The sequence below is a fragment of the Vulgatibacter incomptus genome (assembly GCF_001263175.1).
GTDB classification, from domain to species: domain Bacteria; phylum Myxococcota; class Myxococcia; order Myxococcales; family Vulgatibacteraceae; genus Vulgatibacter; species Vulgatibacter incomptus.
Map to the genome: position 1 here is coordinate 2586527 of NZ_CP012332.1, position 25330 is coordinate 2611856.

Below are 25330 nucleotides of genomic sequence, written 5' to 3' on the forward strand. Positions count from 1 at the left end.
CCTTTTCGGCGCCCTCGCGCCCTCGCTACAGCCCTTGGTCCAGCATTCGAAAACAGGTCGCCCGCACGACGTCCTCGACCTCGAGCGCGTCTCGATCGGCGAGATCGGCGATGGTCCGCGCCACGCGCAGGAGCCGATCGAAGGCCCGCGCCGAGAGCTCCCAGCCGCGGATGAGGGTGGCGAGGTAGGCCTCTGCGTCGGGCCTGGCCCTGCAGGCCTTGCGGAGCAGCCCCGTCGGCACTGCGGCGTTGGTGAGCGCGGGGCCGATGCCGTCCAGGCACCCGAGACGATCAGCCGCCCGCTCCCGGGCGGCGAAGACCCTCTCGCGGACGCTCCGCGAGCTCTCGCCAGGGGGACCGGTGAGAGCCTCGGTCGCGACCGGGCCCACCTCCACGTGCATGTCGATGCGATCGAGCAGCGGTCCGGAGAGGCGGGAGCGATAGCGCCTCACGGCCTCGATGGCGCAGGAGCAGAGCGCGGGGTTCGCCGCCGAGTACCTCCCGCAGGGGCAGGGGTTCATCGTCGCCACCAGCTGGAAGGTCGCCGGGTACGAGACGGAGAGATGGGCCCGGCGGATGCGGATCTCTCCGTCCTCCAACGGCTCCCGAAGCGACTCGAGGGCGTTGCGCCGGAACTCCGGCAGCTCGTCCAGGAAGAGGACCCCGCGGTGGGCGAGGCTCGCCTCCCCCGGCGCAGGGGGATTCGAGGCGCCGATGAGGCCTGCATCGCTGACCGAGTGATGGGGCGCGCAGAAAGGCGGCCGGGTGAGGATCGGCCTGCCTCCCAGGCGGCCGGCGGCGCTCCAGACCCGCGTGGCCTCCAGCGCCTCGGGGAAGGAGAGATCCGGCAGGAGCGAGGAAAGCCGGCGCGCCAGCATGGTCTTGCCGGTCCCGGGGGGCCCGATGAGGATCAGGTTGTGGCCGCCTGCTGCGGCGACCTCCAACGCGAAGCGCGCCTCGCTCTGGCCGCGAACGTCACAGAGATCGAGCTCCTGCGGCGACCTGGCGGGATCGAAGCGGAACGGTTCGGGGCTCGGGAGGCGCTCGTCGCCCGCCAGATAGGAAGCGAGCTGCGCCAAGCTGGAGCAGCCGAGAATCTCGATCCCGTCTACGACGGCTGCCTCGCGGGCGCTCTCCACGGGGAGGATGACGCCAGCGCAACCCTGGTCCCGGGCATGGGCCGCGAGGGAGAGGCCGCCGGGGATTGGCCGAAGGCTTCCGTCCAGGGCGAGCTCGCCAGCGAGGAGGAAGCCCTCCAGGCGTTCCGGCTTGGCGAAGCCGGCCGCGATCAGCACCGCGACGGCAATCGGGAGATCGAAGCCCGTGCCGTCCTTTCGGAGATCGGCGGGCGCGAGGTTCACCGTCATCCGCTGCTGGGGAAACTGGAAACCCGATTGCTGGATGGCGGACCGGACGCGATGCCGGGACTCGGCGACCGCTCGATCGCCCATCCCGACGACCTGGAAAACGGGCATTCCAGTGCTCGCCTCAGCCTCGACCTGCACCCTGGATGCTTCGATCCCGCTCAGCGCACCGCTCAGAACACGCGCGATCATCAGCGCCTCCGATCCGACGGGTCGCCTTTCGCAAGAGCGGTGCCGCGTCCCGGTGGGGCGTGAGATCCACGGAATCCCTGGGGATTGGAGATCAGGCGCTCGGGGACCGAGGCCGCGCGGGCGTACCGGCGGGCCCGGAAGCCGGTCCGGCCTCGTGTCGATTGTGTGCGTTCCGCGCTTTGCCTATATCGAGCCGATGCGCGTGAACGGATCCTCGAACCGACCTTCGTCGCCCGAACCGTCGCCGGAAGGCGAGCTCCTGGGGGAGCGACCAGGGGATGCCGTCGGCGAGGAGCCGGAGGAGCGGGGAGAGCCCCGCTCGCGAACCACCGAGGAGCTGGTCGGGCGAAAGCCGCGGCCGGAGGACTTCGAGGAGCTACCCCGCGCGCCTCTCCACGTGGTGCTCGCGGACGTACGCGGCCTCGCGAACGTCGGGCTGGCCTTCCGCCTCTGCGACAACCTTCGGGTGGCCCACCTCTGGCTCTGCGGGATCACCGGTCATCCGCCGTATCCGGGCGATCCCCGAGCGGCCGTGATCGCGGAGCGCTGCGATCGGGAGATCCGGAGGACGGCGGTGATGGCGGTCCCCTTCGTCCCGTGGACCTACGCGCCGTCGGCACTCGAAGTCGTCGCCGCCCGGAAGGCCGCGGGAGATCGCATCGTGGTGCTGGAGCAGGCGGAAGGCGCCCTCCCACCGGCGAAGGCGGACCTGACGGCGCCGCTCTGCCTCGTGCTCGGCCACGAGCGCCAGGGCGTCGCGCCGGAGATCCTCCGCGAGGCCGACCTCGTCCTCGAGATCCCGGTGTGGGGGATGGCCAACTCGCTCAACGTCGCGATGTCGCTCGCGGTCGTGGGCTACGAAGCGGCGCGCCAGAACGCCGGCTTCGGCCTCGAGCCGCTCTAGGCGCCGCCAGCAAGGTCGACCGCCAGGACACGCGCGATAGGGCGCAACGCGATGGGCGATCCGCCCCGCCCTTCCGGGAGGCGGATCCCGCCGAGCCGAAGCGGAACCCGATTAGAAGAAGCTCTCGCCCACGAAGACGATGTCGCCGGGGCTGAGATAGAGGTTCGGCTGCCGTCCCGTTCCGATGTCGTCGACTGCGACCTTGATCCGCTCCTCCCGCCCGTCGATCGAGCGGGTGACGAGGACGGAGTTCCTCGCGGCCAGCTTGGTGAAGCCGCCGGCGAGCGTGATCGCCTGGACCACGTTCATCCGATCCTCGAACGGGAAGGTGCCGGGCTTCTGGACCTCGCCGAAGACGAAGACCTTCTTGGAGTTGTGCTCCTTGAGGAAGACCGTCACCTGCGGGTTCTTGAGGTAGCCGTCGGCGAGGCAGACGGTGAGATCGTTGGCGACCTCGGTGGCGCCCTTGTTCGCGACGTCCACGCGCCCGCAGAACGGGAACGAGATCGCCCCGTCGCTGGCCACCCGGTAGGAACCCGAGAGGTCCGCCTCCCCGACCACGCGCACGACGAAGACGTCGCCGGATCCGAAGGTCTGGGCGGGAACCAACACGGGAGGCTCTCCCCGTGCCTCACCCGCGTGGACGGCGCGCGACGAACCACGCCCGCCGCTCGCGCAGGCCGACAGGATGGATGCGATTCCAACGACGGCGACGAAGGTCGCCCAAGCTCGAAACTTCACCGAACGTCTCCAAGCCACGCGTCGAACCTCCTGCCTTTTGCCCGAGGCCATGCCCCACGGCAAGGAGATCGACGAACGGGCGAGAACCGCTCCGATCGCACGAAGGGCGCCCGAACCTCCAGGCGCCCTCGCGTGAACTCGAGTCGGTGTACCGCCTCGACTTAGTAGTAGACCACCACGTGAGCGCCGATCTCGTGGCGATCGTACTCGAGGCCCGCAAGCTTCGCGGAGGTGGTGCGGCTGGTGTACCCGTAGGACACACCAGCGGTGACGAGCTGGCTGAACTCCCAATCCGGCCCGATCTGGAAGCCGAGCTGCTCGTCGTTGCCGCGCGCGTCGGCGGGGAACTTGAGCACGTCGTAGGAGAGGCCGCCCTTGAGGAGGAGCTGGCCCGCCATCCGGGTCTGGCCGTTGAGGTAGACGCGGTCGTCGGAGTAGTAGAGCGACGCCGAGGCGGAGGGCTCGAAGGTCCGGGCGTAGCCGAAGCGGATCTGGCTCTGCTCGGAGTAGAGGTAGCCGACCTCCGCCTGTCCGATCATCCCGCCGTAGGGCTTGCCGTCCTCGAGATCGGAGGACTGCTTGCCGTAGCCGGCCTTGAGGACGAGGGCGATCTTCGGCATCACCATGCCCACGAAGCCGGCGGCGACCCGGATGTTCGTGCTGTCGTAGTTCTGGGCGACCTCACGCTCGAAGTTGCGGATGGAGAGGCCCGTGTCGAGCACGAGGGCGGAGATCGGGCTCAGCTTGTAGCCCAGGTTGAGGCCGACGGTGTGCTGCATGTAGTCGTGGTTGCTGACGGACTCGTCGGCGCCACCGTTCTTCGGCTCGAAATGCTCGTAGGTGTTGACGTAGGCCGGCTTGATAACCAGCGCGCCGCCGCCCGGAGCGACCTCGACGTTAACGCCCAGGTCGTTCCGATCGCTGATCGTCAGCGTCCCGAGCTCCATGTTCGTGGTGCGGTCGCTGCGGTTGAAGCGCTCGTCGAGGCCCACCTTCGTGTTGCCCTTCGGGTTGAAGAGCGAGTTCAACTCGAAGTTGACGCCGGTCTTGCTCTGATCGCGCGTCCAGCTCTCCTGGGCACCCGTGTAGGCGTTGTAGTCGATCATCAGGCGCGCGCCGAGCTCCACCGACTCCGAGGGGATCGTGAGCTCGAGGCCCGGCCGGAGGTGGAGGATCAGATCTCCGGTGCCGTTCTTGGAGTCGAGGGCGTCGACCGCCTTCTCGCTGCGGCCGACGTAGGAGTCGTAGCGCGTCTCGAAGCCGAAGAGCGGGTGGAGGCGGCCCGAGCCGACCCGCAGGCCGTTCTCGCTACGGGTGCCGACCGAGGTCTGCGCGTGCGCGGCGCCGGCGGCGACGACGGTCGCCACCGCGACGATGGAGCAGAGGAGCTGCGTGAGGCTCGGGCGCCCGGCGGGCGCGGAGCCATCGAAAGACTTCCTGGACATCGAATTCACCTTGTCTGCCGTTCCCGCCCCCCTCGGGGACACGGGCGAGGCAAAAGTGCCAAGCGGTGGAGAGCTACTTCGTCGGGCTCGCGGCAGGGAGACGTCGCTGGAGCGGAACGGAGCCAAAGGGAGACGTGGCCGAGTCGGAGAGCGGGTTGTACCAGCCCGTGCCGTCTTCTCTCGAGCCCTTGGCGGCGAGAGCGTCCGTCGAGGCGTCCGTGCCGCCGGCCTTCTCGTCCGAATCGGCGAGAACGGCGCCGTCCTCGATGCCGACACAGCGGTTGGCCTCGGCCCGCTGCAGCTTCACCTGCTGTGAAGCGGACTTCACCGCCTGAAGGGCGGCGGTCGCGACGTCGAGGCCCCAGCCGTTGGCCGCGTCGAGGGTGGCCTCGGCCCGCGCCACGCTCTGCTCCATGGAGTCGCGGCGCTCGGTCACGCAGTTGAGCTTCAGCTTGTCGGAGCCCTTGGCCTGCTCGGTGGCGAGCTGCCGGACCTGCGAGGTCGACTGCTTCATCGCCGTGATCGTGGCCCGGGCTTCCTCGAGGAGGCTGGCAGGCGTTTCGGCCGAAGAGGCCAAGGGCGCGGCGAGAACGGCCGCCGCGATCAGAATGCTGAGATTGGCACGCACGTAATGACCTCGGAGAGTTGCTGAACAACGTAATTTGGAGCTGGGACGGTAGTGGCCAAGATCCGGATTGTCAAATTCCAAATTGCGGATTGTATGAGATCAAGACCGCTTCCTGCCCTCGGTAGCGAAGTTGGCCACCGAACACCATCCCATATGCATGGGGCTGCCGGGCCGCCCCCCCTGCCCGCCGAATGGCCGGTGCGGAACGACGAAAGGCCGCTCGCGCGGTGCGAACGGCCTTCACTTTCGCGGATTGGAGGTCGAGAGCTCGAAGGCGGAGAACAAGGAGGGAGGTCGCACGCCGAATCCGGCGGCGACCTTCGGCCTCAGGTGCCGCTCTTGACCTTGGTCAGGACCTGCTTCGCCACGGCCTTCAGGGTGTCGAAGACCCCGACGCCGGTGAGGGCGACGGCGTTGAACTCGGGCACGCGGGTCGGGTTGAGCTGGCGGGAGAGCTCCTCGACCGGGAGGATGTTGGGGAGATCCCGCTTGTTGTACTGGATCACGTACGGGATCTTGTCGAGGTCGTAGCCCTGCTCGGCGAGGTTGATCCGGAGGTTCTCCACGGACTCGAGGTTGGCCTCCATGCGATCCGTGAGCGAATCGGCGACGAAGACGACGCCGTCGACTCCGCGCAGGATCAGCTTCCGGGACGCGTCATAGAAGACCTGACCCGGCACGGAGTAGAGGTGGAAACGGGTCTTGAAACCCCGGATTTCGCCGAGCCCCAAAGGCAGGAAGTCGAAGAAGAGCGTGCGATCCGTCTCCGTGGCGAGCGAGATCATGTTGCCCCGCGCCTCTGGGTTCGTCTTCGCATACACGTACTGGAGATTGGTGGTCTTCCCACACAAGCCCGGTCCGTAATAGACGATCTTGCAGGTGATCTCGCGCAGCGGCAGGTTGATGAAGGGCACGTTCTTCCCCGCGATTCTAAGGGAGGGCGAGCGACGGGCTAAAGCCGGCTACTCGCTGAAGAGGTTGTCGATGTCCTCGTCGGTGATCTCGGCGAACGGGCTGCCGCCGCCGGGGGCGCTCCCCTTCCGCTGGAGGTCGGCGAAGATCTGGCTGAGCTGCTCGCTCGCCTTCTTCACCCGGAGCCTCACCAGCCCGAGGGAGGAGCGAGCGTCGAAGATTACGACGAGGATCACGCGTTGGGCGACGAGCGAGATGTGGAGGTTGTCCCGTTCACCCTCGTGGAAGAGGATCGAGAACTCCTTCTCCCCCAGGAGCTTGGCGAGGCCGCCGGTGGCCGCGATGTTCCCGGCGGTCAGCGACGCCAGGGACGTGGTGTCGATGTTGGCGGTCGCGCCGCTGCTTGCGATGAGCTGGCCGTTCTTATCGACGAGGAAGACCACCTTGGCGTTGGCTTCGCGCGTCAAGCTGTCGCAAATCCCGGTGATCCGATGGAATTCGTCGTCGTGCATCACCATCTGCTGGATCATCTGGCCGCTCACTCCTTGCAGGTCCCTCGGAAGCCTTCGGACCGGGGCAACCGAACCTTGGAACCGCATCCCGCGACGGCCGATGGCCCGGGCTGGCGCGTCGACCTTTTCTATCTGGCTGGTGGGTCACTTCTAGCAGAGGCCCCGGGCACCGGCAAGTTGCTCGCCCGCCTTGCGATCGAGCCGGCGTGGCCCACCGGGTTCCGCCTCGCGCCCGATGTAGACATGCGAAGGGACGGCGTGCTTAATGCCGCCCTTCCTCGTCGCGTTTCGCCAATCACACAGCCGAGGCAACGATGGATCGCTCGCTCTACATCGTCGTGGAGGGGCCGGTGGGCGTGGGCAAGACCACGCTGGCCAAGCTCCTCGCGGACCGCCTCGGCGGCGTGCTCGTGGCGGAGCCGGTCGAGGAGAATCCGTTCCTGGCGCCGTTCTACTCGGATCGGGAGAAGCACGCGTTCCAGGCGCAGCTCTTCTTCCTGCTCTCGCGCTTCCAGCAGCAGCAGGAGCTCCACCAGCCGGACCTCTTCCGGCAGGTGACGGTGAGCGACTACCTCTTCGCCAAGGATCGCATCTTCGCGGCGCTCAACCTCGGCGCGCCGGAGATGGCGCTCTACGACCGGGTCTACTCGATGCTCCGCCCGCGGGTGGCGAAGCCCGACCTCGTGGTCTATCTCCAGGCCAGGCTCGACGTGCTCCAGGCGAGGATCCGCAGGCGGGGCCGCGACTTCGAGCGGAACTTCGATCCCGACTACCTCGCCCGGATCAGCTCGACCTACAACGACTTCTTCTTCCACTACGACGAGACGCCGCTGCTCGTGATCAACACGACCGACATCGACCTCGCGTCGAACGAGGCCGACCAGGACGCGATCGTCGCCGCGGTTCGCCGCCACCGGAAGGGCGTGCAACACTACATTCCGCGGGGGGCGGTCTGAGAGTTCGTGAAGAAATCACGAACTCTCGCGAGCCGGAGGCGAGCAGACGAAAAGGAGCGCCCTCGCGCACGCGAAGCCGAAGGCGGAGCAAAAGAACGGCGCGATCGCGCGAAGCGCGAGCTGAAGATAGCGAGCCCGCACCTGCGGGACCGATATCTTCACACGCTCGGACGAACCTTGCCGCCGGGCATTTGCTGGCGGGCACTTCGCATTCGCGACAGGCCCGACCACTCAAGCGAGGCACGGCGGCTTCACCGGCTCCGAGAGGGGCCATTTCCAACGGAGGTGAACCTTGGCCAACAAGGTGACCATCCACACGCTGCGCAAGATGAAGCAGGCAGGAGAGCGGATCGGAATGCTCACCTGCTACGACGCAACCTTCGCCCGGATCCTCGACGGAGCCGGCGCCGAGGTCCTCCTGGTCGGAGACTCGCTCGGGAACGTGTTCCAGGGCGAGAAGACCACCCTCCCCGTCACGGTCGATCAGATCATCTACCACCTGCGGGCGGTCTGCCGCGGCACGAGCCGGGCGCACGTGGTGGGCGACATGCCCTTCATGAGCTACCAGACCTCGGTGGACGAAGCGGTCCGAAACGCCGGGAGGCTGGTGGCGGAGGGCGGCGCCGAGGCGGTGAAGCTCGAGGGCGGCGCGGACTTCGACGAGGTGATCCGGAAGATCGTCCGAGCCGGGATCCCGGTGATGGGCCACATCGGCCTCACGCCCCAGAGCGTGCACCGGATGGGCGGCTACGTGATCCAGGGGCGCGACGAGGAGAAGGCGAAGAAGCTCCTCGACGACGCATTGGCGCTGGAGGCCGCCGGCTGCTACTCGGTGGTGCTCGAGGGGATCCCCGCGACGGTCGCGGAGGAGATCACCTCGAAGCTCTCGATCCCGACGATCGGCATCGGCGCCGGGCCAAGCTGCGACGGGCAGGTGCTGGTGATCTACGACCTCCTCGGGATGGATCCCTCGTTCTCCCCGAAGTTCGTGAAGCGCTACGCGCAGCTCCACGAGACGATCGGAGGCGCGGTCCGCACCTATCTGGAGGAGGTGAAGAGCGCGGCCTTCCCCTCTGAGGCCCACTCCTTCCAGATGACGCCCCAGGTCCGGTCGGTTCCGGATGCGGGCGCGGAGCTCCCCGGGCTATATGGCGGGAGCAAGGCGCAGACCGGGTCGAACTGAGCCGAAGGCGAAGCAAACGAAAAGAAGAGCGTTTCCGCGCGGAGCGCGGCTGAAGAAGTTGGGCCCGCTCCTGCGGGGCCAACTTCTTCACTCGCTCTACGCGGGCGCCGAGGGCACCATGCAGAAGCCGATCGTCGTCCATACCCGCGAAGAGCTCCTGAAGGAGCTGCGAGCCCTGGAGGAGCGCGGAGTGAGCCTCGCGCTCGTCCCGACCATGGGCTACCTGCACGAGGGCCATCTCTCCCTGGTCCGCGAGGGCGCCGCCCGAGCGGATCGGGTGGCCGTCTCGATCTTCGTGAACCCGACCCAGTTCGGTCCCGGTGAGGACCTCGATCGCTACCCGCGGGACCTGTCCGGCGACGTCGAGAAGCTCGACGCCGCCGGCGCGTGGCTCGTCTATGCGCCGAAGAGCCCGAGGGAGGTCTATCCCGAGGGCTTCCAGACCTGGGTGGACGTGGAGGGGCTCTCGCTGGGCCTGTGCGGCGGCAAGAGGCCGGGACACTTCCGCGGCGTGGCGACGGTGGTGTGCAAGCTCCTGACACTCTTCCGCCCGAAGGTCGCGCTTTTCGGACAGAAGGACTATCAGCAGCTCGCGGTGATCCGGCGCATGGCGCGGGACCTGGATCTCGACGCACGGACCGAGGTCGTGGGGATGCCGATCGTCCGGGAGCCGGACGGCCTCGCGATGTCGTCGCGGAACGCCTACCTCTCGGCGGACGAGAGGCGGCGCGCGCTCTCGCTGCATCGCGGGCTCTACGCTGCACGCGCGCTCCACGAAGCCGGCGAGCGCGACCCCGCGCGACTCATTGGTGCGGCGCGGGACGCGATGGCCGGCGACGTCGATCGGATCGACTACGTCGAGCTCGTGGACGCGGACTCCCTCGAGACGGTGGAGCGCGTCGAAGATCCCGTCTGCCTCCTCGTCGCGGCCTTCGTCGGCCGCACGAGGCTTATCGACAACCTCGTGGTGGGGCGGTAGCGATGTCGACGAAGGCCAAGAGCGGCGAGAAGCTCGTCGCCGAGAACCGCAAGGCGCGGCACGACTTCGAGCTCGGCGAGAAGTGGGAGTGCGGTCTCGTCCTCGTGGGCAGCGAGGTGAAGGCGCTACGGGAGGGCAACGCGAACCTCTCGGACTCCTACGCCATGGCGAAGGACGACGAGCTCTACGTCCACAACCTGCGGATCGGCGAGTACAAGGCCGCCGCGATGCTGGGCCACGTGCCGCTGCGGGATCGCAAGCTGCTGCTCCACCGGGCGGAGATCGACAAGATCCTGCGCAAGGTGAAGGAGCGCGGTTTCACGCTCGTCCCCACGAAGCTCTATTTCAAGGACGGGCGCGCGAAGCTCGAGATCGCCCTCGCGAGCGGCAAGACGGGCGTCGATCGCCGCGACACGATCAAGGAGCGCGACACCAAGCGCGAGATCGATCGCGCGATGCGCGGGGGCAAGGGCCGCGCGCGCTGAACGCGCCCGGCCGATCCCACTGAGATGACGTCCAGGGACGGCGACGAGCCGCCCCGCGTCCCCACGCTCAGGCCTGCGAGAGGATCCGGAGCGGGATCGGGCCCGGCTCGTTGGTGGGATGCGCGCAGCCGCCGCCGAGCGCGTCGTCGTCGGAGCCGCCGGGATCGAGGGCCAGGAGCGACTCGTCGGCGCTCTCGATCCGATCCACGCCGTAGAGCTCGCGCAGCTTGGGATCGAGGAGGTGCGTCGGGCGCACGTTGCCGATCGCCGCGAGCATGTTGCCCTTCACGTTCGGGTTCGACTCGTGGAGCTGGGCGATGAGGCGCTTCACCTGCTTGCGCTGCAGGTTCTCCTGGGAGCCGCAGAGATCGCAGGGGATGATCGGGAACTTCATCTCCGCGGCGAACTCGGCGATCTGCTCCTCGGCGCAGTACGCCAGCGGCCGGATCACGGTGTTGCGGCCGTCGTCGGAGCGGAGCTTGGGAGGCATCGCCTTGAGCTGCCCCGAGTAGAGCAGGTTGAGCATCAGGGTCTCGACGATGTCGTCCCGGTGGTGGCCGAGGGCGATCTTGGTGGCGCCGAGGTCCACCGCGACGTCGTAGAGGATGCCGCGACGCAGCCGCGAGCACAGCGCGCAGGTGGTCTTCCCGGCAGGGACCTTCTCCTTCACGATGGAGTAGGTGTCCCGCTGGATCATCCGGTACTCGTAGCCTTCGGCCTCGAGGTAGTCGCGGATCACGTGGCCGGGGAAGCCCGGATGGCCCTGGTCGAGGTTGACGGCGACGATCGAGAAGTCGAAGGCGACGCGCCTCTGGACCTGGCGGAGCAGGTACAGGAGCGTGTAGGAGTCCTTCCCCCCGATAGGCCGACCATGATCCGGTCGTTCGGCTCGATCAGGTTGAAGTCGCGGCTGGCCCGCGACAGGTCGTTGAGGAGGATCTTCTCCAGGCGGCTGCTCATCCTTCGCTCCGAATTCTATGGCGGGCGCGCGACCGATCGTTGCCGGGAACCGCCTCGCGGCGGTTTACCACAACCGGCTCCCGACCTGACAACCAGGTCATCCCGCCTGAGCGATCGCGCGCGCGAGCGCGGCGAGCTCCTCGACCGCGAGGGTCTCGGCGCGGCGTCCGCCGTCGATCCCGCTGCGCTCGAGGGCGGCGGCCAGGATCTCGGGCGAGGCGATGCGCCCTCCCCGGAGGGAGTTGACGAGGGTCTTTCGACGCTGGGCGAACGCGCCCTTCACCACGCGGCGGAAGAGCTCCTCGTCGCCGGGATCGGCCCTGGGAGCCTCCCGCAGCTCGAGGCGCACGACGGCGCTCTCCACCTCGGGGGGCGGCGTGAACACGCCGGCGGGAACGCGGTGGGGGACGTCGACGTCCGCGTGGAGCTGGAGGAGCACGGAGAGGACCCCGTATTCCTTGCCGCCCGGACGCGCGGCGATGCGCTCGGTCACCTCCCGCTGGAGGAGGAAGACCATGCGGCTGACGGAGTCGCGCTGGGACTCCACGTGGAAGAGGATCTCGGTGGAGAGGTGGTACGGGAGGTTTCCCACCACGACGAGCTTTCGGCCCGTCTCCGCAGCGAGAGCGGCGAGATCGATGGTGGCGGCGTTCTCCTCGCGGACCTCGACGTTCCGGAGCGGCTCGAGGTCGGCGCGAAGGATGGGGACCAGGTCGCGATCCCGCTCGACCGCGACGACCCTCGCGCCGGTGGCGGCCAGGTGCCGGGTGAGATGGCCGAGGCCCGCGCCGAGCTCGACGACCGTGTCGTCGGCGCCGATCCGGCACGCTTCGGCGATCGCGCCGAGGTGGTGGTCGTCGCCGAGGAAGTTCTGCCCCCAGGCCTTCTTGGGACGCAGGCCGTGGCGGCGAAGGATGACGGAAGGGGAATCAGCCATCTAGAGCCTCCAGGAGGGATTGGCGTTGAGGGCGAGGCCTTCGGCCCCGCCGCCGCGGCGGAAGGTCTCGTAGCCCGCGACGGCGATCATCGCGCCGTTGTCGGTGCAGAGGCGCTTGGGCGGCACGTGGACGTGGATGCCGCTCGCGGCGCCCCGCTCCACCGCGAGCTCGCGGATCCGGCTGTTGGCGGCGACGCCCCCGCAGAGCACGAGGCGCGGCAGGCCGGCCTCCTTTGCCGCGGCGACGGCCTTGCGGGTGACCACGTCGGCGATGGCCTCCTGCACGCTGGCGCAGAAGTCGGCGAGCGCCTGGCCCTGCGGGAGCCCGTGCTGCTGCACGTGGTAGAGCGCCGCGGTCTTGAGACCGGAGAAGGAGAAGTCGTTCGTCTTCCGCTTGTTGAGCCCGCGGGGGAAGCGGATGGCCTTGGGATCGCCGGTCCGGGCGAGGCGGTCGATCTCGACGCCGCCCGGGTACGGGAGGCCCAGGAGCCGCGCCACCTTGTCGAAGGCCTCGCCGGCGGCGTCGTCGAGCGTGGCTCCCAGGAGGCGGTAGCGGCCGTAGTCCTCCACCGCGTAGAGGCTGGTGTGGCCGCCGGAGACGATCAGGCCGAGGAAGGGCGGCTCGGGCGCCTGCTCGTCCATGCGGATGGCGAGGAGGTGGCCCTCCAGGTGGTTGACGCCGACCACCGGCTTGCCGGCGGCGTAGGCCAGCGACTTTCCGACCTGCAGACCGACGAGGAGCGCGCCGATGAGGCCGGGGCCGCTGGTGACGGCGACGACGTCGATGTCGCGCAGGCGCACGCCGGCCCGCTCCAGCGCCTCATCCACGACCGGCATCACCTGGAGGACGTGGTTGCGCGAGGCGAGCTCGGGGACCACCCCGCCCCACCGCCGGTGGATCTCGATCTGGGTCGAGACGACGTCGGAGAGGGCTTCCCTGCCGTCGCGCACCACGGCCGCGGCGGTCTCGTCACAGGAGGTCTCGAGTCCAAGAACCAACATTCCGCGGCTTATAACACGCGAAGGGCCCCGGACTTTCGAGGGGTTAGGGCGAGATCGCGTCGGCGTGGGCGGTTTCGGGTGCTTGGCGCCGAGAAGACTGCGCGTAGAGCACGCCCAGGACGGCCAGGGCGACGATCGCGGCGGCGAGCCAAAGCCGCATACGGAGGCGCCGGGCCCGCTGGCGGTCCTCCTCGAGCGACCGGTACTTTTCCATGACCGGCAGGTCGATCGGGGCGGCGGCAGGCTTCGCCGGACGCGGCCCACTTCCACCCTCGGGACCGATGGACACCGGGCGCGCCGAAGCGCCGGACGGCTCGAACGCGCTGGCGCCGGCAGCGATCCCCATCGGCAGGCCGGGGGAAGCAGAGGAGGCGAGGGCCGAGCCGGGCGTGGCGGCAGGCGAGAGGGCCGCGGACGGCTGGGCGACGGGGCGCTGCGCCGATGGAGCGGCGGCAGGGGCCGGCTGCGAAGCGGGGACGGCGGCGGGGGCCGGTTGCGACGCGGGGGCGTCGGCCTCGTCCGGTCCGGCGAACCAGGAAGCGGCCGGAGCAGTGGCGACCGCCTTTGCCGCGGGCGCGGCCTCGGGCGTTCTCGGCACGGAGGGATCCGCCGGGCGGAGGATGCCGGCGGCGTAGAGCTTCGCAGCGGCGGTCAGGCAGGCGAGGTCGTCCAGCTCGGTCTCCTCGACCACCGCGCCGAGCGCTCGGGTTCCGTCGAACTCGCGAAGGACCGGGTTGATCTCGTCGGGGAGACCGGAGAGGCGCTGGCCAAGGACGGCGTGGTCCACCGCGAGCGCCGTATCGAAGGGAGGGAGCTGCTCGGCGAGCCGCGCGCGCTCGTCCATGCGGCGCATGCCCTCCATCAGCAGGCCCTGGGTGGAGAAGTCGATCCGGTTCTCCCGCGAGACGGCCTTGAACTCGATCTCGAAGGATCCTTCGGTCCAGGCGAGGAGGCGATGGAATGCCATCTCGCCGCTGAGCCTGCCGAGCTCGACGTCGACGACCTTTCCGTCCCGGAAGAAGACCTCGGCGGCGGTGCCCCTCTTCTCGACCAGGCGGATGACGCCGGTCTTCCGCCCGATCTCGAGGGTCTGGACGAGATCGACCACGCCCATGTGGGAGAGGCTGCCTGCGAAACCACCTTTCTGGTCCCGGCGCTCGAGCCGCTCCTTGTCCCGCTTCTGGAGCAGGATCTTCACCCGGGTGATGATCTCCTGGAGGTAGATCGGCTTGGTGAGATAGTCGTCCACCCCCAGCTCGAGGCCCTTGACCTTGTACTCGAGGGACTTCTGGCTGCTCAGGAAGACGAAAGGGACTCCGAGGAAGCGCTCGTCCTCCTTGAGCCTCCTGCAGAGCTCGAAGCCGTCCATCTCCGGCATCTTGGTGTCGGAGATCACGAGGTCGGGTACGTGGGATCCGCACTTCTCGAGGGCGTCGACGCCGTTGACTGCCGTGATGACGCCGTAGCCGACGGTCTTCAGGCTCACCTCCATCACGCGGAGGCTCTTGGCGTCGGCATCGACGAGGAGAAGGTGCTGCTTCACCGGGTGCATCGCTCCCTCACGATCGGGCGAACATGATCCAGGCAGAGCGAGAGGGGTGTCAAGCTCGCGGAGTCGAGTGCAGGGCCGGTTGCTTCATTCGGTCCGGGGCCCGGCGGAGCGCTGATCCAGGACCCAGAGGTAGTGGAGGGCCGTCTCACACCCGGGATGCTTGTTCAACAAGCGCACGAGCTCCTGGCGTGCCTTGCCAAGGGCCGGCCTCGTGGGATCCGCGTGGACCGCCCAGATCACGTGAGCCCGGAGGTCCGGACGATCCTCGACACGGAGGGCTTGCATGAAGAGCGCGAGCGCCTGGCTGAAGTGCCTGGCGGAGAGGGCTTCCTCGCCTCGCGCCACCAGGGACCGAAGCTCCTCGTTGGCGATGGCGCCGGCCCGAAGCGGCCCGTTGCTCGAGAAGCCGGGCGTCCTCTCCAGCTCGTTCGGCTGCCCAGCGGGCCGAGCGAGGACTTCGGCTTCGCCTTCGCCGGGTACCGCGAGAGCGATGCCCATCAAGAAGAAGGCGGCGGTGATCGCTGCCGCCATGGGCTCGTCGACATCGGCCGCGGACAGGAGCTCCTTCAACGCCCGGGGCTCCAACATGCGCAGGACGACGGCGGTCTCCCGCTCCGCGAGCTCGAAGTGGGCGGCGTACCGCTCCCATCCGTCTCGCAAGCGTAGACCATGGCCGGCAGGAATCTCCTTGAGGATCCGATGGGCGGTCGCGCGGCCGCCGGCGGCCGCGAGCGCGTCGAGGATGGCGCGATGCGGGCCGATTCGGACCTCTTCGGTCCATGCCGGGAGATCGGAGACCGAGTGAAACGAGTAGACACCTTCCGTGACGTTCGAGAGCGTCTGCAGATGGCTCCTGTGGTGGAGGCCGAGACCTCGAGCGAGTCGCTCTTCGGTGATGCAGCCGAGCGCGATGAGCGCTTCGCCCTGTTTACGCCCCTCCGCGACCGCCACGAGGCTGCGCTCGAGGGCGACCATGTCGATCCAGCCCAGCTCGAGGAGGAACTGCCCCAGCGGCTTGAAGCCGAAGAAGATCTGCACGCCGCAGGGGCGGCCCCCACGGAAGTAGACGTGGGAGGTACCCCTCGGGGAATCGATGACGAGGTTTCCGGTAGCCCTGGTGCGCAGCGCCTCGATGAGGATCGAGGCGAAAGGCGAGGATCGAAGCTCGCCGCCCGAGAGGTCGCATGGAGGTCGGATCACGATGTACGACTCTATCCCCCCTTTGGCCCCCTGGCCAATACCTGGCGTAGCGCCTCGTAGACCGCGATGCCCGCGGCGGTCGAAAGGTTGAGTGAGCGAAGTCCGGGCTGTTGAGGAATCGACACCGTTCGATCCGCGTGGCGCTCCAGGAGCTCGGGAGGCAAGCCGTGGGGCTCGGATCCGAACACGAGCTGGTCACCCGGCTGGAAGTCGGTCTCCCAGAGTGTACGGCTCGCACGGCCGGTGAAGAGATGCACCCGCGGGAAAGGCGCCGACGCCTCCCACGACTCCACGTCGGGGTGGATCCGGGCGACGACGCGATCCCAATAGTCGAGGCCGGCGCGGCGCAGATCCTTGTCCGCGATCGAGAAGCCGAGGGGCTCGACGAGGTGGAGCCTCGAGCCCGTGACGGCGCAGAGCCTGGCGATGTTGCCGGTGTTGGGAGGGATCTGCGGGTGGACGAGGACGACCGAGAACGGCGGATCGAGGTCGGGAAGCATAGGGCGCGCATCCTAATCGACTGCGTTGTAGAAAGGAGATGTGCGCGACGATCGCTTCGAGGCCTGGAACGAGACCCGGGGGACCGCGCTGGCCCTTCGGGCCCGGAGGGCATCGAGCGTCTCCTCCCGCCTGCGCGGTCTCCTCGGAGAGGCGAGCTTCGAGCCCGGAGACGGCCTGCACATCGTCCCGTGCAACTCGATCCACACCTTCTTCATGAGGTTCCCGATCGACGTGCTCTTCCTGGACGCGCACGGCAAGGCGATCCGCGCGCTCCAGGACATCCCGCCCTGGCGCGCGACGCGCATCCACCTGGCGGCCCGGACCGTCCTCGAGCTCCCCGCGGGCACGCTCCGCTCGACGGGAACGCTCGCGGGGGACTCGATTGCCCTCCGCGCACGCTCTGATCTTGCCTGCGCTCCGGCCATCCGGTAGTGATTCGACGCTCCTTGCAAGAAATTCAACGTGAGGCGAGGGCCAGATGCGCATCGAGGCCGCGGGCAGCACGCATGTCGGTATGAAGCGCTCGCGGAACGAGGACAGCTTCCTCGTGTTCGAAGAGGAGCGGCTCTTCGTGGTCGCCGACGGGATGGGCGGGCACGTCTCGGGAGAGATCGCTTCTTCGCTCGCTGTCGCCGAGATGGAGGCGTTCTTCCGGCTCTCGGGTCGGGATCGCGAGCTCACCTGGCCCTTCAAGATGGAGCCGGATCGCAACTACGAGGAGAACCGCCTCGCCACCGCGATCAAGCAGGCCAACGCCCGGATCGTCAGCCAGTCCCGCACGGATCCGCGCTGCAAGGGCATGGGCACCACCGTCGCGGCGCTGCACCTCGCCGACGGCGCGGCCTACATCGCCTGGGCGGGCGACAGCCGGGTCTACCGGCTCCGCGACGGTGAGCTCCTTCAGCTCTCCGAGGATCACTCCCTCCTCAACGATCTGATCAAGGCGAACAAGCTCTCGCCGGAGGAGGTCGAGCACTTCCCCCACAAGAACGTCATCGTCCGCGCCCTTGGGATCCAGGACGCGCTCCCGGTCGACGTGATCCGCGACGCGCCGCGCCCGGACGATCTCTACCTGCTCTGCTCGGACGGCCTCTCCGGCCTGGTCTCGGACGGCGAGATCGCGGCGATCCTGGGCCAGGTCGGGGACGACCGCACGGCGGTGGACGCGCTGATCGAGTCCGCAAACGCCGCCGGCGGGAACGACAACATCACGGTCGTCCTGGTGCGCTGCCGCGCTGCCTGAACCAGCCTAGGCGATTGCGCTGCGTACCGTCCGGCCCCGGGAGACGAGCCCTCCGGGCGGAACGACCGCTTCGACCACCTCGCCCTCCACCACGCACCCCTCGTGGAGGACGGCCCTTGGCCCGACCTTCGCGCCGGCGCGGACCGTGACGCCGGGACCCACGTAGCTGGGAGCGACGAGCGACGCACCGTCTTCGATGGACGCGCCCTCGGCCACGACGATCCCGGCGGACATCTGGAATCCGCTGACGCTGGGGAGCCGATACCGACCCTCGAGGAGATCGAGGTTGGCCTCCAGGTAGCGCTCGGGCGTCCCCACGTCGGACCACCTGCCGCCCTCCTCCACGTGGGCCGAGACCCGTCGGCCGGCGCGGATCAGACCGACGTGCCCCGCGCGGTTGACGCACGAGGCGCCGTCGGCGGGCAAGGTCTCGAAGATCGCCGGGGTGAGCACGTGGATCCCGGTGAAGGCGAAGGATCGCAGCTCCTCGGCCACCTGCGCCTCCCGGCCGAGGCCGGCGATCCGCGCGATGTTCCCTCGCGCGTCCACTTCCACCGGGGCGAAGTCCGCGCCCTTCGGCATCGGGCGGAGGACCATCGTAGTGTCGGCGCCCGTCGCGAGATGCGCATCGAGGGCGCGGCGGGGATCGAGGTCGGTGAGGACGTCGCCGTTCAGGAGGAGAAAGGGCGCGCCTCGATCCAGGAGCGGCCGGGCCGCCACGAGGGCGCCGCCGGTCCCCAGGATCGCCCCCGACTCGAAGCAGAGATGGAGGCGAAGGGAGAGGCGGTCCGCCGCCTCGCGGGCCACGCGGGCGACGGTATGCGGGAGGTGGTGCGCGTTGACCACGACCTCCGTGGCGCCGGCGCGGGCCGCGAGGGCGAGGTTGCACTCCAGGAGCGTCGTCCCCGGAAGGGGGAGCGCCGGCTTGGCGATGCGGTCGGTGAGCGGGCGCAGGCGCGTACCGAAGCCTGCCGCGAGGATCATCGCGATCACGGGTGCGTCCTCACGCTGCCGGCCGAGCGAGCTCCGGCACGTGGCGGCCGAGGATCTCGTCGAGCTCCGCGAGCTCCGGCCTCCGCGCGAGCGCCTCCTTCACGTAGCGCAGCGAGGGCGCCACGTAGGGCAGGAAGGACGGGTTCTTCTTCACGCGGTCGATGAAGACGAAGCGGCCGGCGTCCTTGAGCTTGCGCTGCACCGTTAGGAGGTGGAAATCGGCCAGGAAGGCCTCGGGCTCGAGGACGGGGCCGCCCTCCTCCGCGAGCCGGACCAGGTAGCGGCGGACCATCCGCTCCACGAGCTCGATCGGGAGCTCCACGTAGGAGTCCCGCAGGAGCGCGACGAGGTCGTACTGGCGGGGGCCCTGCAGCGCGTCCTGGAAGTCGATCACCGCGAGCTCGTCGCCGGGGAGCACCATCAGGTTGCGAGACTGGTAGTCACGGTGGGTGAAGCCGCGGGGGAGCGCGGCCAGCGCGTGGGCGATGGTGTCGGCGTGCCGCTCCACGATGCTCTTGGACGCGGGATCGAGGGCCACGCCGTGGAGCTCCGCGAGGCCCCACTCGAGGAAGTGGTCGAGCTCCCAGCGGTAGAGATCGAAGTCGAAGGCCCGGGTGGAGGCGAGGCAGGCCGGGTCGGGGTTCCGATCGGCGCGGGCCCTCAGCGAAGCCAGGAGATCGACGGCCTGGCCGTAGAGCGCCTCCCGCCGAGACGCGGGATCGCCCCCCTGGGCGAGGCCCGCCTCGAAGGTGACGTCGCCGAGATCCTCCAGGACCATGATCCCCGCCTCGGGCTCGTAGCGGTGGATCGCCGGGACGCGGACGCCGAGGCGGCCGAGGTATCGGTGCACGTTGACGAAGGGCAGCTCGGAGGGCGCCTCGCCCTTGGTGGCCTCCTCGCTTCCGGCGCCGGCGGGCATGGCCATCAGCACGAAGGAGCGATCGGGGAGCGCGACCCGGAAGTAGGAGCGGTTGGAGGCGTCCTGCTTCAGGCGGATCACGGGCCAGGAGGGATCGGCCACCAAGCCGGCAGCGAGCGCGGCGTGGCGGCGGAGGAGCTCGGGCGAGACGTCGGACATGGTCTTTCGACTAACACAGGTCTCGGCCCGAACGCATCCGGCACGCTAGCCGGCGCTCCCTTCGAGGCCGGGCCCGGTCTTGGGCGGCGGCACCGAGGTCGGCCCGATCCGCTGACGCTTCATTCGGCCCCACTCGCCCTTGCGGGTCCAGACCTGGAAGAAGGCGAGCAGGCGCTCGAACGCGAGGATCTGCCTCGGGCCCGCCATCTCGAGAAAAGCGCCGAGGATGAGGACGAGCCTCTCGCGAGGCGAGGCGTAGCGGTTCTCGAGGAGCATCTCGACCACCAGGCCCATGAGCGAGAGCAGCAGGCCGTAGGCGGCGGCGAGCAAGACGAAGTAGAGCGCGATCTCCGGCGCCAGCCACCCCATCCAGAGACAGATCGGGATCAGGAGGTAGCCGAGGATCTCGACGAACGGCGCCAGGCCCTCGAAGAGCCAGAGGTAGGGGATCGACACGAAGCCGAGCCGCCCAAAGGAGGGCCGGAAGAGCATGTCCCGGTGGGCCCAGAGCGTCTCCCACAGCCCGCGCTGCCATCGGTTGCGCTGCGCGCGAAGGCTGCCCAGGTCGGCGGGGACCTGGGTCCAGCACATGGGCACCGGGAGCGAGACGATCCGGTAGGGGATCTTCCGGCTCCGGCAGTGCTTGTGGAGGCGGACCACGAGGTCGAGATCCTCGCCGACGGTGTCCACCCGATATCCGCCGACGGCGAGGACGGTCTCCCGATGGAAGACGCCGAACGCGCCGGAGATCAGCGTCAGGGCGTTCCAGCTTCCCCAGCCGACGCGGCCGGTGAAGAAGGCGCGGCCGTACTCGAGGATCTGGATCCGCTCGAGCCACTTGCGGGGCAACCGGAGCGCCTGGACCGTCCCGCCCTCGACCAACGCACCGTTCAGGGGCCGGACCGCGCCGCCCACCGCGACGACCTTCTCGTCGTTGGCGAAGATCCGGGCAGCGCGGAGCAGCGCGTCCCGTTCGATCAGCGAGTCGGCGTCGACGGTGCAGACCAGGGGATACTTCGCGAGGTTGAGGGCTGCGTTGAGCGCGTCCGCCTTTCCTCCCCTCTCCTTCTCGACGACGGTGAGGTTGGCGAGGCGACGGGAGGTGAGGATCCGCTTCACCTCGGCGCAAGGGAGCCGTCGGGGGTGGAGCCGGGAGCGGGCCTCGAGGTCGAAGGCCGCCGTGAGGAGACGGACGGTGTCGTCGGTCGAGCCGTCGGAGACGACGATGATCTCGAACTCCGGGAAGCGGAGCTTCGAGAGGGCGCGCACGCTCTCGACGATGGTCCGCGCCTCGTTGTGGGCGGGGACCAGGATCGAGACCGGCCGCCAGATCTTCTGCTCGACGAGGTCGTCGAGCATCGAGCGGGAGACGTCCCGCGAGGTACGCCAGAGGGTGCGAACGCCGCGCCAGGCGACGACGAACGAGAGGATCTGGAGGCCCGCGAAGTAGGCGAGCACCACCAGCTGGGCAAGGACCACGATGTGTTCCACTACTAGGCCACCTTCCACCGCTGCAGATCGACCGAGCCCGCCATCTCCCTGGCGAAGCGATCGGGATGGGTCCGCGAGGCCCGCTCGAGGCACGCGTTCCCCGCAGCGCCGAGGGATCGCAGGGTCTCGGCGGCGGCGACCCGCACCCACCAGGAGGAATCGCCGAGCCGCGCCCAGAGCGCGTCGAACATCTGGGAATCCGGCAGGTGGACCGCGGCCCTCGTGGCGTGGACGCGCAGGAAGGGCCGGTCGTCCTCCAGGCTCTCGCGGATGGAGTCGAGGCAGTCCTCGGTGACCTCGACCCGCGCGGCGAGCGCCTGGAGCGCGGCGGAGCGGACCTCGGGCTCGTCGTGCTTCGCGAGGCCCGCGATGGCGTCCGCGAGGGGCGCGCTCGACAAGCTCCGCGCCGCCATGAGCGCGGCACGGAGGTGCTCTTTCGAGAGGCCGGGCTGGTGGAGGAGGCTCGCGACGATCGCAGGTGCGGCGCCATCGGCGAGCAGGAGCACCTCGGCGATCAGCGTGGGAGGGAGATCCGCGTCCACGAGGGCCTCCGCGAATCGATTGCTGAAGCGTTCCGCGAGATCCCCAGGCACCCGGGCGAGGGTCCGCGACGCCGCGCGGAGCGCTGCGTGCCGGACGGCGGGATCCGTGGAGTGCGACGCGGCCAGGATGGGCTCGAGGGCATCCGGCAACCTCGCCCGCGCCAGGTCGTCGAGCGCGCCCAGTCGCGCGGCGCGACCCTTCTTGCCGAGCCGGCGCAGCAGGCCCTCACCGATCCCGCGCTCGCGGCCGAGCCCCGCGAGGACTCCATCGTCCGGCCGATCGGCCTCGCGGAGCCGCAGCCAGGCCTCGAAGCCGGCAGGGGGCAGCGGGCCGACCATCGCTGCAGGCGATCCCGAGTCCAGGGCCTCACGCCAACGCTCGGTCCAGGCCGAGATGGCGCTCCGCCGCCTTGCGTCGGACGCCGACGACCACGCCACGTACGCCACGATGCCGGTGGCGATCCCCGCCACGATCGCGCCGGCGAGGACGACCCCGCCGATGAGGATCGCTCGGAGGCTTCCGTAGCTCAGCGCCTGGAAGGCATGCAGCCAGAAGGCCGTGGCGATGACAGCGACTTCGAAGGCGAACAAGACGACGATCGCCAGAAGAACCCGCGGAAGCGAGCTGGGAGGAGGACGCTGGTAGACTGTGACCATTATTATTTTGATTTCACTCTTTGAGCCCAAAGAATGAAATTCCGCAAAAGGCGCGCGTTCGACTCTCCGCCCGCGCAAGCGGATCCCCGAGCTCAGGCCATCAATCAGATGAACGAGATGGTTTGAATCCCATGGTTGAGAGAGGCGCGGGACATTCGGACCAAAAGAACGGTGCCTTCGCGGACTCCAGCTCCGCCCGGATCAGCAGGTACCAGAGCGTGGGCGCTGCCGCGGGGGTGAGCGGAAAGTTCGGCGCCCACGCGGTGGAATAGACGAGAGGAAATCCATGGGAGCGGGCCAGCGCGTCCAGGCGTGCGAGGTCCTCCAGCGCTCCCGGAGCGCCCGGCGCAAGGCGGTGCGATGCGAGGGCGATTGCGGCAGAGCCTTCCACGAACCAGACCTCCGGGCCCTCAAGGTAGGGTCTGTAGCCCCGCCAATCAGGGCCACCGATTCGATGCATCCGCTCCACCCACTCCAGCGCGCGGGCGGCATCGTCGACCTGACCGCAGGCGAGGAGGAAGAGCGCACCCCAGCTCCCGCTGGCGTCGAGCGCGCTGGCGGGATCGATCGCTCCAGAGTTCAAGCCCAGGGCGAATCGTCCCGCATCCGGGAGCCAGAGGTAGCGAACGGCCCGCTCCCGGAGCTCCGTGGCCGCGTCCGACCAGGGTCCCGCCGGGTCGATGGATGCCAGGGCGGCGCATGCAAAGAATGCGTCGATCTGATGCTCGGTTGCGGCGTAGTCCGCAATGTGGAGTGCGCTGAAGCTGGAGCCATTCTGGCCCCACCACCCTTTCCCGGCCCGGATGAGACCGGACCATGGATCCCTCTGCGCGAGCAGCCACCGGCCCCCGCTGAGGGCCGCCTCCCGGACCCACGGCTCGCTCTCGTCGGCGTAGCGAGCGGCATACTTCGCGAAGGCGTAGACGACAAAGGCGACGACTCCGCTCCTCACGTAGCCCGAGTCGTAGAAGCCGTCGCTCCCGTCGACGCTGAATCCCCAGGCGCCGTCGGGGAGCTGGAGGGCGGCGAGAGCCGCCAGAACGCGAGAGGCGCCCGGGCGATCGTCCGCTCCGACCCGCGCGATCGCGAGAAGGGCGTCATCGTAGAGGAAGCTGCGTCCTGCCATCCGCTCGAAGCCCGGCGGCGCGCCCTCGAAGCGGAGCGGATCTGGAAAGCCGAGGACGAGCTCCCCACTAGGAGCTCCGTCCGGCCAGACGAGTTGCCTCTCGTTGCCCTCTGCGTCGTAGACGAGGGTCGTGTCGAAGGGACGCAGCGGGAGCGAGCTCCAAGCCTCCACTACCGGATCGGAACTCGGCCCGCCAAGCCCGATCGATCGAATCGAAGCGCAGGAGCTGGTCAGCGCCATCGCCAGGAGCAAAATGAAAAACTTCATACCAACCACGGCACCGGGAAGCTTCCCGGGCCGACCCCGTATCAGCGGCTCTAACATTTTCAGGAAAAGTCTGCAACGAGCTCAAAGGACTCCCATACGAAAGCGATTTACGACCTCCCCTGCCCTTGCTATTTGAGCCCGCCTCGAGCTGTCTTCCGGGGGAGACCATTGTATTTCGCGTCCGCTACCCTGATTCCTGCCGTCGTATCGATCGCCCTGTTTGCCGCTTCGCCCGCCAGCGGCCAGGAGTGTCGCTCGGCGCGTGAGCTCTGGCCCGCCGGCGCGAGCGCCGCCGAGTCCCGGGCCCGCTCCTGTCTCGACGAATCGCCCGGGAATCCCGAGCGACTCGTCGCGCTGTCGCAGATCCTCGCGTGGCAGGAGCGGCACCGCGAGGCCCTCGCCTGGGCCGAGATCGCTCGCGTCTACGCGCCCGAAGACCTCGACGTGCAGGCGTGGCGCCTTCGCCTCCTGGGCTGGCTCTCGCGCTTCGACGACGCCGACGCCACGCTCGAGTCGCTTCCCGCGGCGCCGGAGCACCGGGAGCTGGCGCTCGTCCGCGCCGACCTCGCCCTCTGGCGGACCGACTGGCGCGGGGCCGAGGCCTCCTACTCGAGCTACCTCGAGCAGTGGCCGGACGATCCCGGCGCGAGGCGCTCCCTCGCGATCGCCCGCCTGAGGATGGGCGACGACGCGCGGGCGCGGCCGGTGCTCGCGGGCCTCTGCCTGGAGGACAATCGGAACGCATGCCTCACCGTGCGGGACCAGGGACGGAGCGGCACCGTGCTGCTCTTGCAGGGAGGGCCCGTCGCATCAACCGGGGACGGCTCGGGCTGGCGCGCACGGGCCGGCATCGAGGGCATGCCGTCGGACCGCTTCCGCCTCCGGGGCGGCGTCGAGCTGCAGGAGCGATCCTTCGCCGGGGAGTCCATGCGCGACACGCTCTTCGATGGCGGCGGCACGCTTCGGCTTGTCTCGCGGCTCACCCTCGACCTGGGCGCCGGCTTTGCGGTGAACCCGCAGTTCTCGCCGGACTGGAACGCGCACGCCGAGCTGGGCTACGGCCTCGGGAGCGGGTTCACGGTCTACGGGCGCTTCTGGCACATCGCGTTCGCGCGAGCGGGCGTAGACGTGCTCAGCCCGGCGATCGTCTACGAGGGGAGCGCCTTCTGGGCCTCGCTGCGGCTGTGGCGCTCGTTCGATCCGGCGGGCGACGGTCTCGCCGTCCTCGGGCAGGCAGGGATTCCCCTGATCGCGAAATTCGACCTCACCCTGGGTGCAGGCGCCGGCGACAAGGCGGACTACCTGACCGTTCGCGACGCCGCAGTCGAGCGCCACGTGGTGGGACTTGCCGGGCTCGCCTGGACCCCGGAGTACGAGTACCAGCTCCGGCTGGATTACGTTGGCCGCCGCGAGTGGAGCGGCGACGACCGGTTGATGCGCCATGAGCTCCTTCTCGGCGTGGCGCGGCGGTGGTGATGGAA

Annotated in this window: 24 protein-coding genes and 1 pseudogene; 8 read left to right on the top strand and 17 right to left on the bottom strand. The window is 69.0% G+C overall.

Going from position 1 to position 25330, the window contains the following annotated elements:
• Positions 1-25: 25 nt before the first annotated feature.
• On the bottom strand, positions 26-1555 hold the full coding sequence (locus tag AKJ08_RS10740; protein WP_050726066.1) for a YifB family Mg chelatase-like AAA ATPase: 1530 nt from the start codon (positions 1553-1555) through the stop codon (positions 26-28).
• A gap of 202 nt (positions 1556-1757) precedes the next feature.
• On the opposite strand from AKJ08_RS10740, the gene AKJ08_RS10745 reads away from it, so the two are divergent.
• A complete protein-coding gene (locus AKJ08_RS10745; protein WP_169788805.1) occupies positions 1758-2459 on the top strand; it encodes a TrmH family RNA methyltransferase in 702 nt (233 codons plus the stop codon).
• Between the two features lie 111 nt (positions 2460-2570).
• On the opposite strand, the gene AKJ08_RS10750 is transcribed toward AKJ08_RS10745, so the two are convergent.
• From AKJ08_RS10750 to AKJ08_RS10770, 5 genes are all read right to left on the bottom strand, one after another.
• Entirely contained in the window at positions 2571-3200 is a 630-nt protein-coding gene (locus AKJ08_RS10750; protein ID WP_240475292.1) for a polysaccharide biosynthesis/export family protein, read from the bottom strand.
• Between the two features lie 161 nt (positions 3201-3361).
• Positions 3362-4645, bottom strand: a complete 1284-nt coding sequence (locus AKJ08_RS10755) for an outer membrane beta-barrel protein (RefSeq protein ID WP_050726068.1) — start codon at positions 4643-4645, stop codon at positions 3362-3364.
• 73 nt (positions 4646-4718) lie between these two features.
• A complete protein-coding gene (locus AKJ08_RS10760) occupies positions 4719-5273 on the bottom strand; it encodes a hypothetical protein (RefSeq protein WP_050726069.1) in 555 nt (184 codons plus the stop codon).
• 326 nt (positions 5274-5599) lie between these two features.
• Positions 5600-6187: a GTP-binding protein gene (locus AKJ08_RS10765; protein ID WP_050726070.1), complete on the bottom strand. Its 588-nt coding sequence runs from the start codon at positions 6185-6187 to the stop codon at positions 5600-5602.
• Between the two features lie 48 nt (positions 6188-6235).
• Positions 6236-6715: a roadblock/LC7 domain-containing protein gene (locus tag AKJ08_RS10770; RefSeq protein ID WP_050726071.1), complete on the bottom strand. Its 480-nt coding sequence runs from the start codon at positions 6713-6715 to the stop codon at positions 6236-6238.
• Positions 6716-7011: 296 nt separating this feature from the next.
• Here AKJ08_RS10770 and AKJ08_RS10775 point away from each other — a divergent pair, with 296 nt between their 5' ends.
• From AKJ08_RS10775 to smpB, 4 genes are all read left to right on the top strand, one after another.
• On the top strand, positions 7012-7653 hold the full coding sequence (locus AKJ08_RS10775; RefSeq protein WP_050726072.1) for a deoxynucleoside kinase: 642 nt from the start codon (positions 7012-7014) through the stop codon (positions 7651-7653).
• A 292-nt stretch (positions 7654-7945) separates the two neighbouring features.
• Entirely contained in the window at positions 7946-8836 is an 891-nt protein-coding gene (gene panB, locus AKJ08_RS10780; protein WP_082343062.1) for a 3-methyl-2-oxobutanoate hydroxymethyltransferase, read from the top strand.
• Between the two features lie 118 nt (positions 8837-8954).
• Positions 8955-9815 (top strand): pantoate--beta-alanine ligase, encoded by an 861-nt coding sequence (gene panC / locus AKJ08_RS10785; RefSeq protein ID WP_050727532.1) that lies wholly within the window; start codon positions 8955-8957, stop codon positions 9813-9815.
• Positions 9816-9817: 2 nt separating this feature from the next.
• Positions 9818-10300, top strand: coding sequence for an SsrA-binding protein SmpB (gene smpB / locus AKJ08_RS10790; protein WP_050726073.1), 483 nt, complete (start codon positions 9818-9820; stop codon positions 10298-10300).
• Positions 10301-10367: 67 nt separating this feature from the next.
• Here smpB and ttcA read toward each other — a convergent pair.
• The 6 genes and pseudogenes from ttcA to AKJ08_RS10820 form a co-directional block, all read right to left on the bottom strand.
• Positions 10368-11260 (bottom strand): annotated as a pseudogene (gene ttcA / locus AKJ08_RS10795) (tRNA 2-thiocytidine(32) synthetase TtcA).
• 97 nt (positions 11261-11357) lie between these two features.
• Complete coding sequence (rsmA, locus tag AKJ08_RS10800; RefSeq protein WP_050726075.1) at positions 11358-12197, bottom strand: 16S rRNA (adenine(1518)-N(6)/adenine(1519)-N(6))-dimethyltransferase RsmA; 840 nt, start codon at positions 12195-12197, stop codon at positions 11358-11360.
• A complete protein-coding gene (tsaD, locus tag AKJ08_RS10805; RefSeq protein WP_050726076.1) occupies positions 12198-13199 on the bottom strand; it encodes a tRNA (adenosine(37)-N6)-threonylcarbamoyltransferase complex transferase subunit TsaD in 1002 nt (333 codons plus the stop codon).
• A 43-nt stretch (positions 13200-13242) separates the two neighbouring features.
• The gene (locus AKJ08_RS10810) at positions 13243-14742 is read right to left on the bottom strand and encodes a response regulator (protein ID WP_240475293.1); all 1500 of its coding nucleotides are present in this window, start codon (positions 14740-14742) and stop codon (positions 13243-13245) included.
• Positions 14743-14835: 93 nt separating this feature from the next.
• Positions 14836-15951, bottom strand: coding sequence for a DUF4388 domain-containing protein (locus AKJ08_RS10815; RefSeq protein ID WP_050726078.1), 1116 nt, complete (start codon positions 15949-15951; stop codon positions 14836-14838).
• 11 nt (positions 15952-15962) lie between these two features.
• Positions 15963-16451 (bottom strand): tRNA (cytidine(34)-2'-O)-methyltransferase, encoded by a 489-nt coding sequence (locus AKJ08_RS10820; protein WP_050726079.1) that lies wholly within the window; start codon positions 16449-16451, stop codon positions 15963-15965.
• A 40-nt stretch (positions 16452-16491) separates the two neighbouring features.
• Between AKJ08_RS10820 and AKJ08_RS10825 the strand changes: the two genes are divergently transcribed.
• On the top strand, positions 16492-16884 hold the full coding sequence (locus AKJ08_RS10825; RefSeq protein ID WP_050726080.1) for a DUF192 domain-containing protein: 393 nt from the start codon (positions 16492-16494) through the stop codon (positions 16882-16884).
• A gap of 46 nt (positions 16885-16930) precedes the next feature.
• Positions 16931-17695, top strand: a complete 765-nt coding sequence (locus tag AKJ08_RS10830) for a Stp1/IreP family PP2C-type Ser/Thr phosphatase (protein WP_050726081.1) — start codon at positions 16931-16933, stop codon at positions 17693-17695.
• A 6-nt stretch (positions 17696-17701) separates the two neighbouring features.
• Here AKJ08_RS10830 and AKJ08_RS10835 read toward each other — a convergent pair whose 3' ends face one another.
• From AKJ08_RS10835 to AKJ08_RS10855, 5 genes are all read right to left on the bottom strand, one after another.
• Positions 17702-18679: a nucleotidyltransferase family protein gene (locus AKJ08_RS10835; RefSeq protein ID WP_050727533.1), complete on the bottom strand. Its 978-nt coding sequence runs from the start codon at positions 18677-18679 to the stop codon at positions 17702-17704.
• 19 nt (positions 18680-18698) lie between these two features.
• A complete protein-coding gene (locus tag AKJ08_RS10840; RefSeq protein WP_050726082.1) occupies positions 18699-19766 on the bottom strand; it encodes an aminoglycoside phosphotransferase family protein in 1068 nt (355 codons plus the stop codon).
• Between the two features lie 45 nt (positions 19767-19811).
• Positions 19812-21257 carry a glycosyltransferase family 2 protein gene (locus AKJ08_RS10845; RefSeq protein WP_050726083.1) on the bottom strand — a complete coding sequence of 482 codons (1446 nt, stop codon included), beginning with the start codon at positions 21255-21257 and terminating at the stop codon, positions 19812-19814.
• Positions 21258-21259: 2 nt separating this feature from the next.
• Positions 21260-22390, bottom strand: a complete 1131-nt coding sequence (locus AKJ08_RS10850; protein ID WP_169788806.1) for a HEAT repeat domain-containing protein — start codon at positions 22388-22390, stop codon at positions 21260-21262.
• 166 nt (positions 22391-22556) lie between these two features.
• Positions 22557-23753 carry a hypothetical protein gene (locus AKJ08_RS10855; protein ID WP_050726085.1) on the bottom strand — a complete coding sequence of 399 codons (1197 nt, stop codon included), beginning with the start codon at positions 23751-23753 and terminating at the stop codon, positions 22557-22559.
• Positions 23754-24017: 264 nt separating this feature from the next.
• On the opposite strand from AKJ08_RS10855, the gene AKJ08_RS10860 reads away from it, so the two are divergent.
• Positions 24018-25325: a tetratricopeptide repeat protein gene (locus AKJ08_RS10860; RefSeq protein ID WP_050726086.1), complete on the top strand. Its 1308-nt coding sequence runs from the start codon at positions 24018-24020 to the stop codon at positions 25323-25325.
• Positions 25326-25330: the final 5 nt, after the last annotated feature.

Coding starts and splice junctions, on each gene's coding strand:
- AKJ08_RS10770 (WP_050726071.1), bottom strand. CDS start 6,715: ATGATCCAGCAGATGGTGATGCACGACGACGAATTCCATCGGATCACC.
- AKJ08_RS10835 (WP_050727533.1), bottom strand. CDS start 18,679: ATGATCCTCGCGGCAGGCTTCGGTACGCGCCTGCGCCCGCTCACCGAC.
- smpB (WP_050726073.1), top strand. CDS start 9,818: ATGTCGACGAAGGCCAAGAGCGGCGAGAAGCTCGTCGCCGAGAACCGC.
- AKJ08_RS10840 (WP_050726082.1), bottom strand. CDS start 19,766: ATGTCCGACGTCTCGCCCGAGCTCCTCCGCCGCCACGCCGCGCTCGCT.
- AKJ08_RS10830 (WP_050726081.1), top strand. CDS start 16,931: ATGCGCATCGAGGCCGCGGGCAGCACGCATGTCGGTATGAAGCGCTCG.
- AKJ08_RS10740 (WP_050726066.1), bottom strand. CDS start 1,555: ATGATCGCGCGTGTTCTGAGCGGTGCGCTGAGCGGGATCGAAGCATCC.
- tsaD (WP_050726076.1), bottom strand. CDS start 13,199: ATGTTGGTTCTTGGACTCGAGACCTCCTGTGACGAGACCGCCGCGGCC.
- AKJ08_RS10755 (WP_050726068.1), bottom strand. CDS start 4,645: ATGTCCAGGAAGTCTTTCGATGGCTCCGCGCCCGCCGGGCGCCCGAGC.
- panC (WP_050727532.1), top strand. CDS start 8,955: ATGCAGAAGCCGATCGTCGTCCATACCCGCGAAGAGCTCCTGAAGGAG.
- AKJ08_RS10820 (WP_050726079.1), bottom strand. CDS start 16,451: ATGCTTCCCGACCTCGATCCGCCGTTCTCGGTCGTCCTCGTCCACCCG.
- rsmA (WP_050726075.1), bottom strand. CDS start 12,197: ATGGCTGATTCCCCTTCCGTCATCCTTCGCCGCCACGGCCTGCGTCCC.
- AKJ08_RS10775 (WP_050726072.1), top strand. CDS start 7,012: ATGGATCGCTCGCTCTACATCGTCGTGGAGGGGCCGGTGGGCGTGGGC.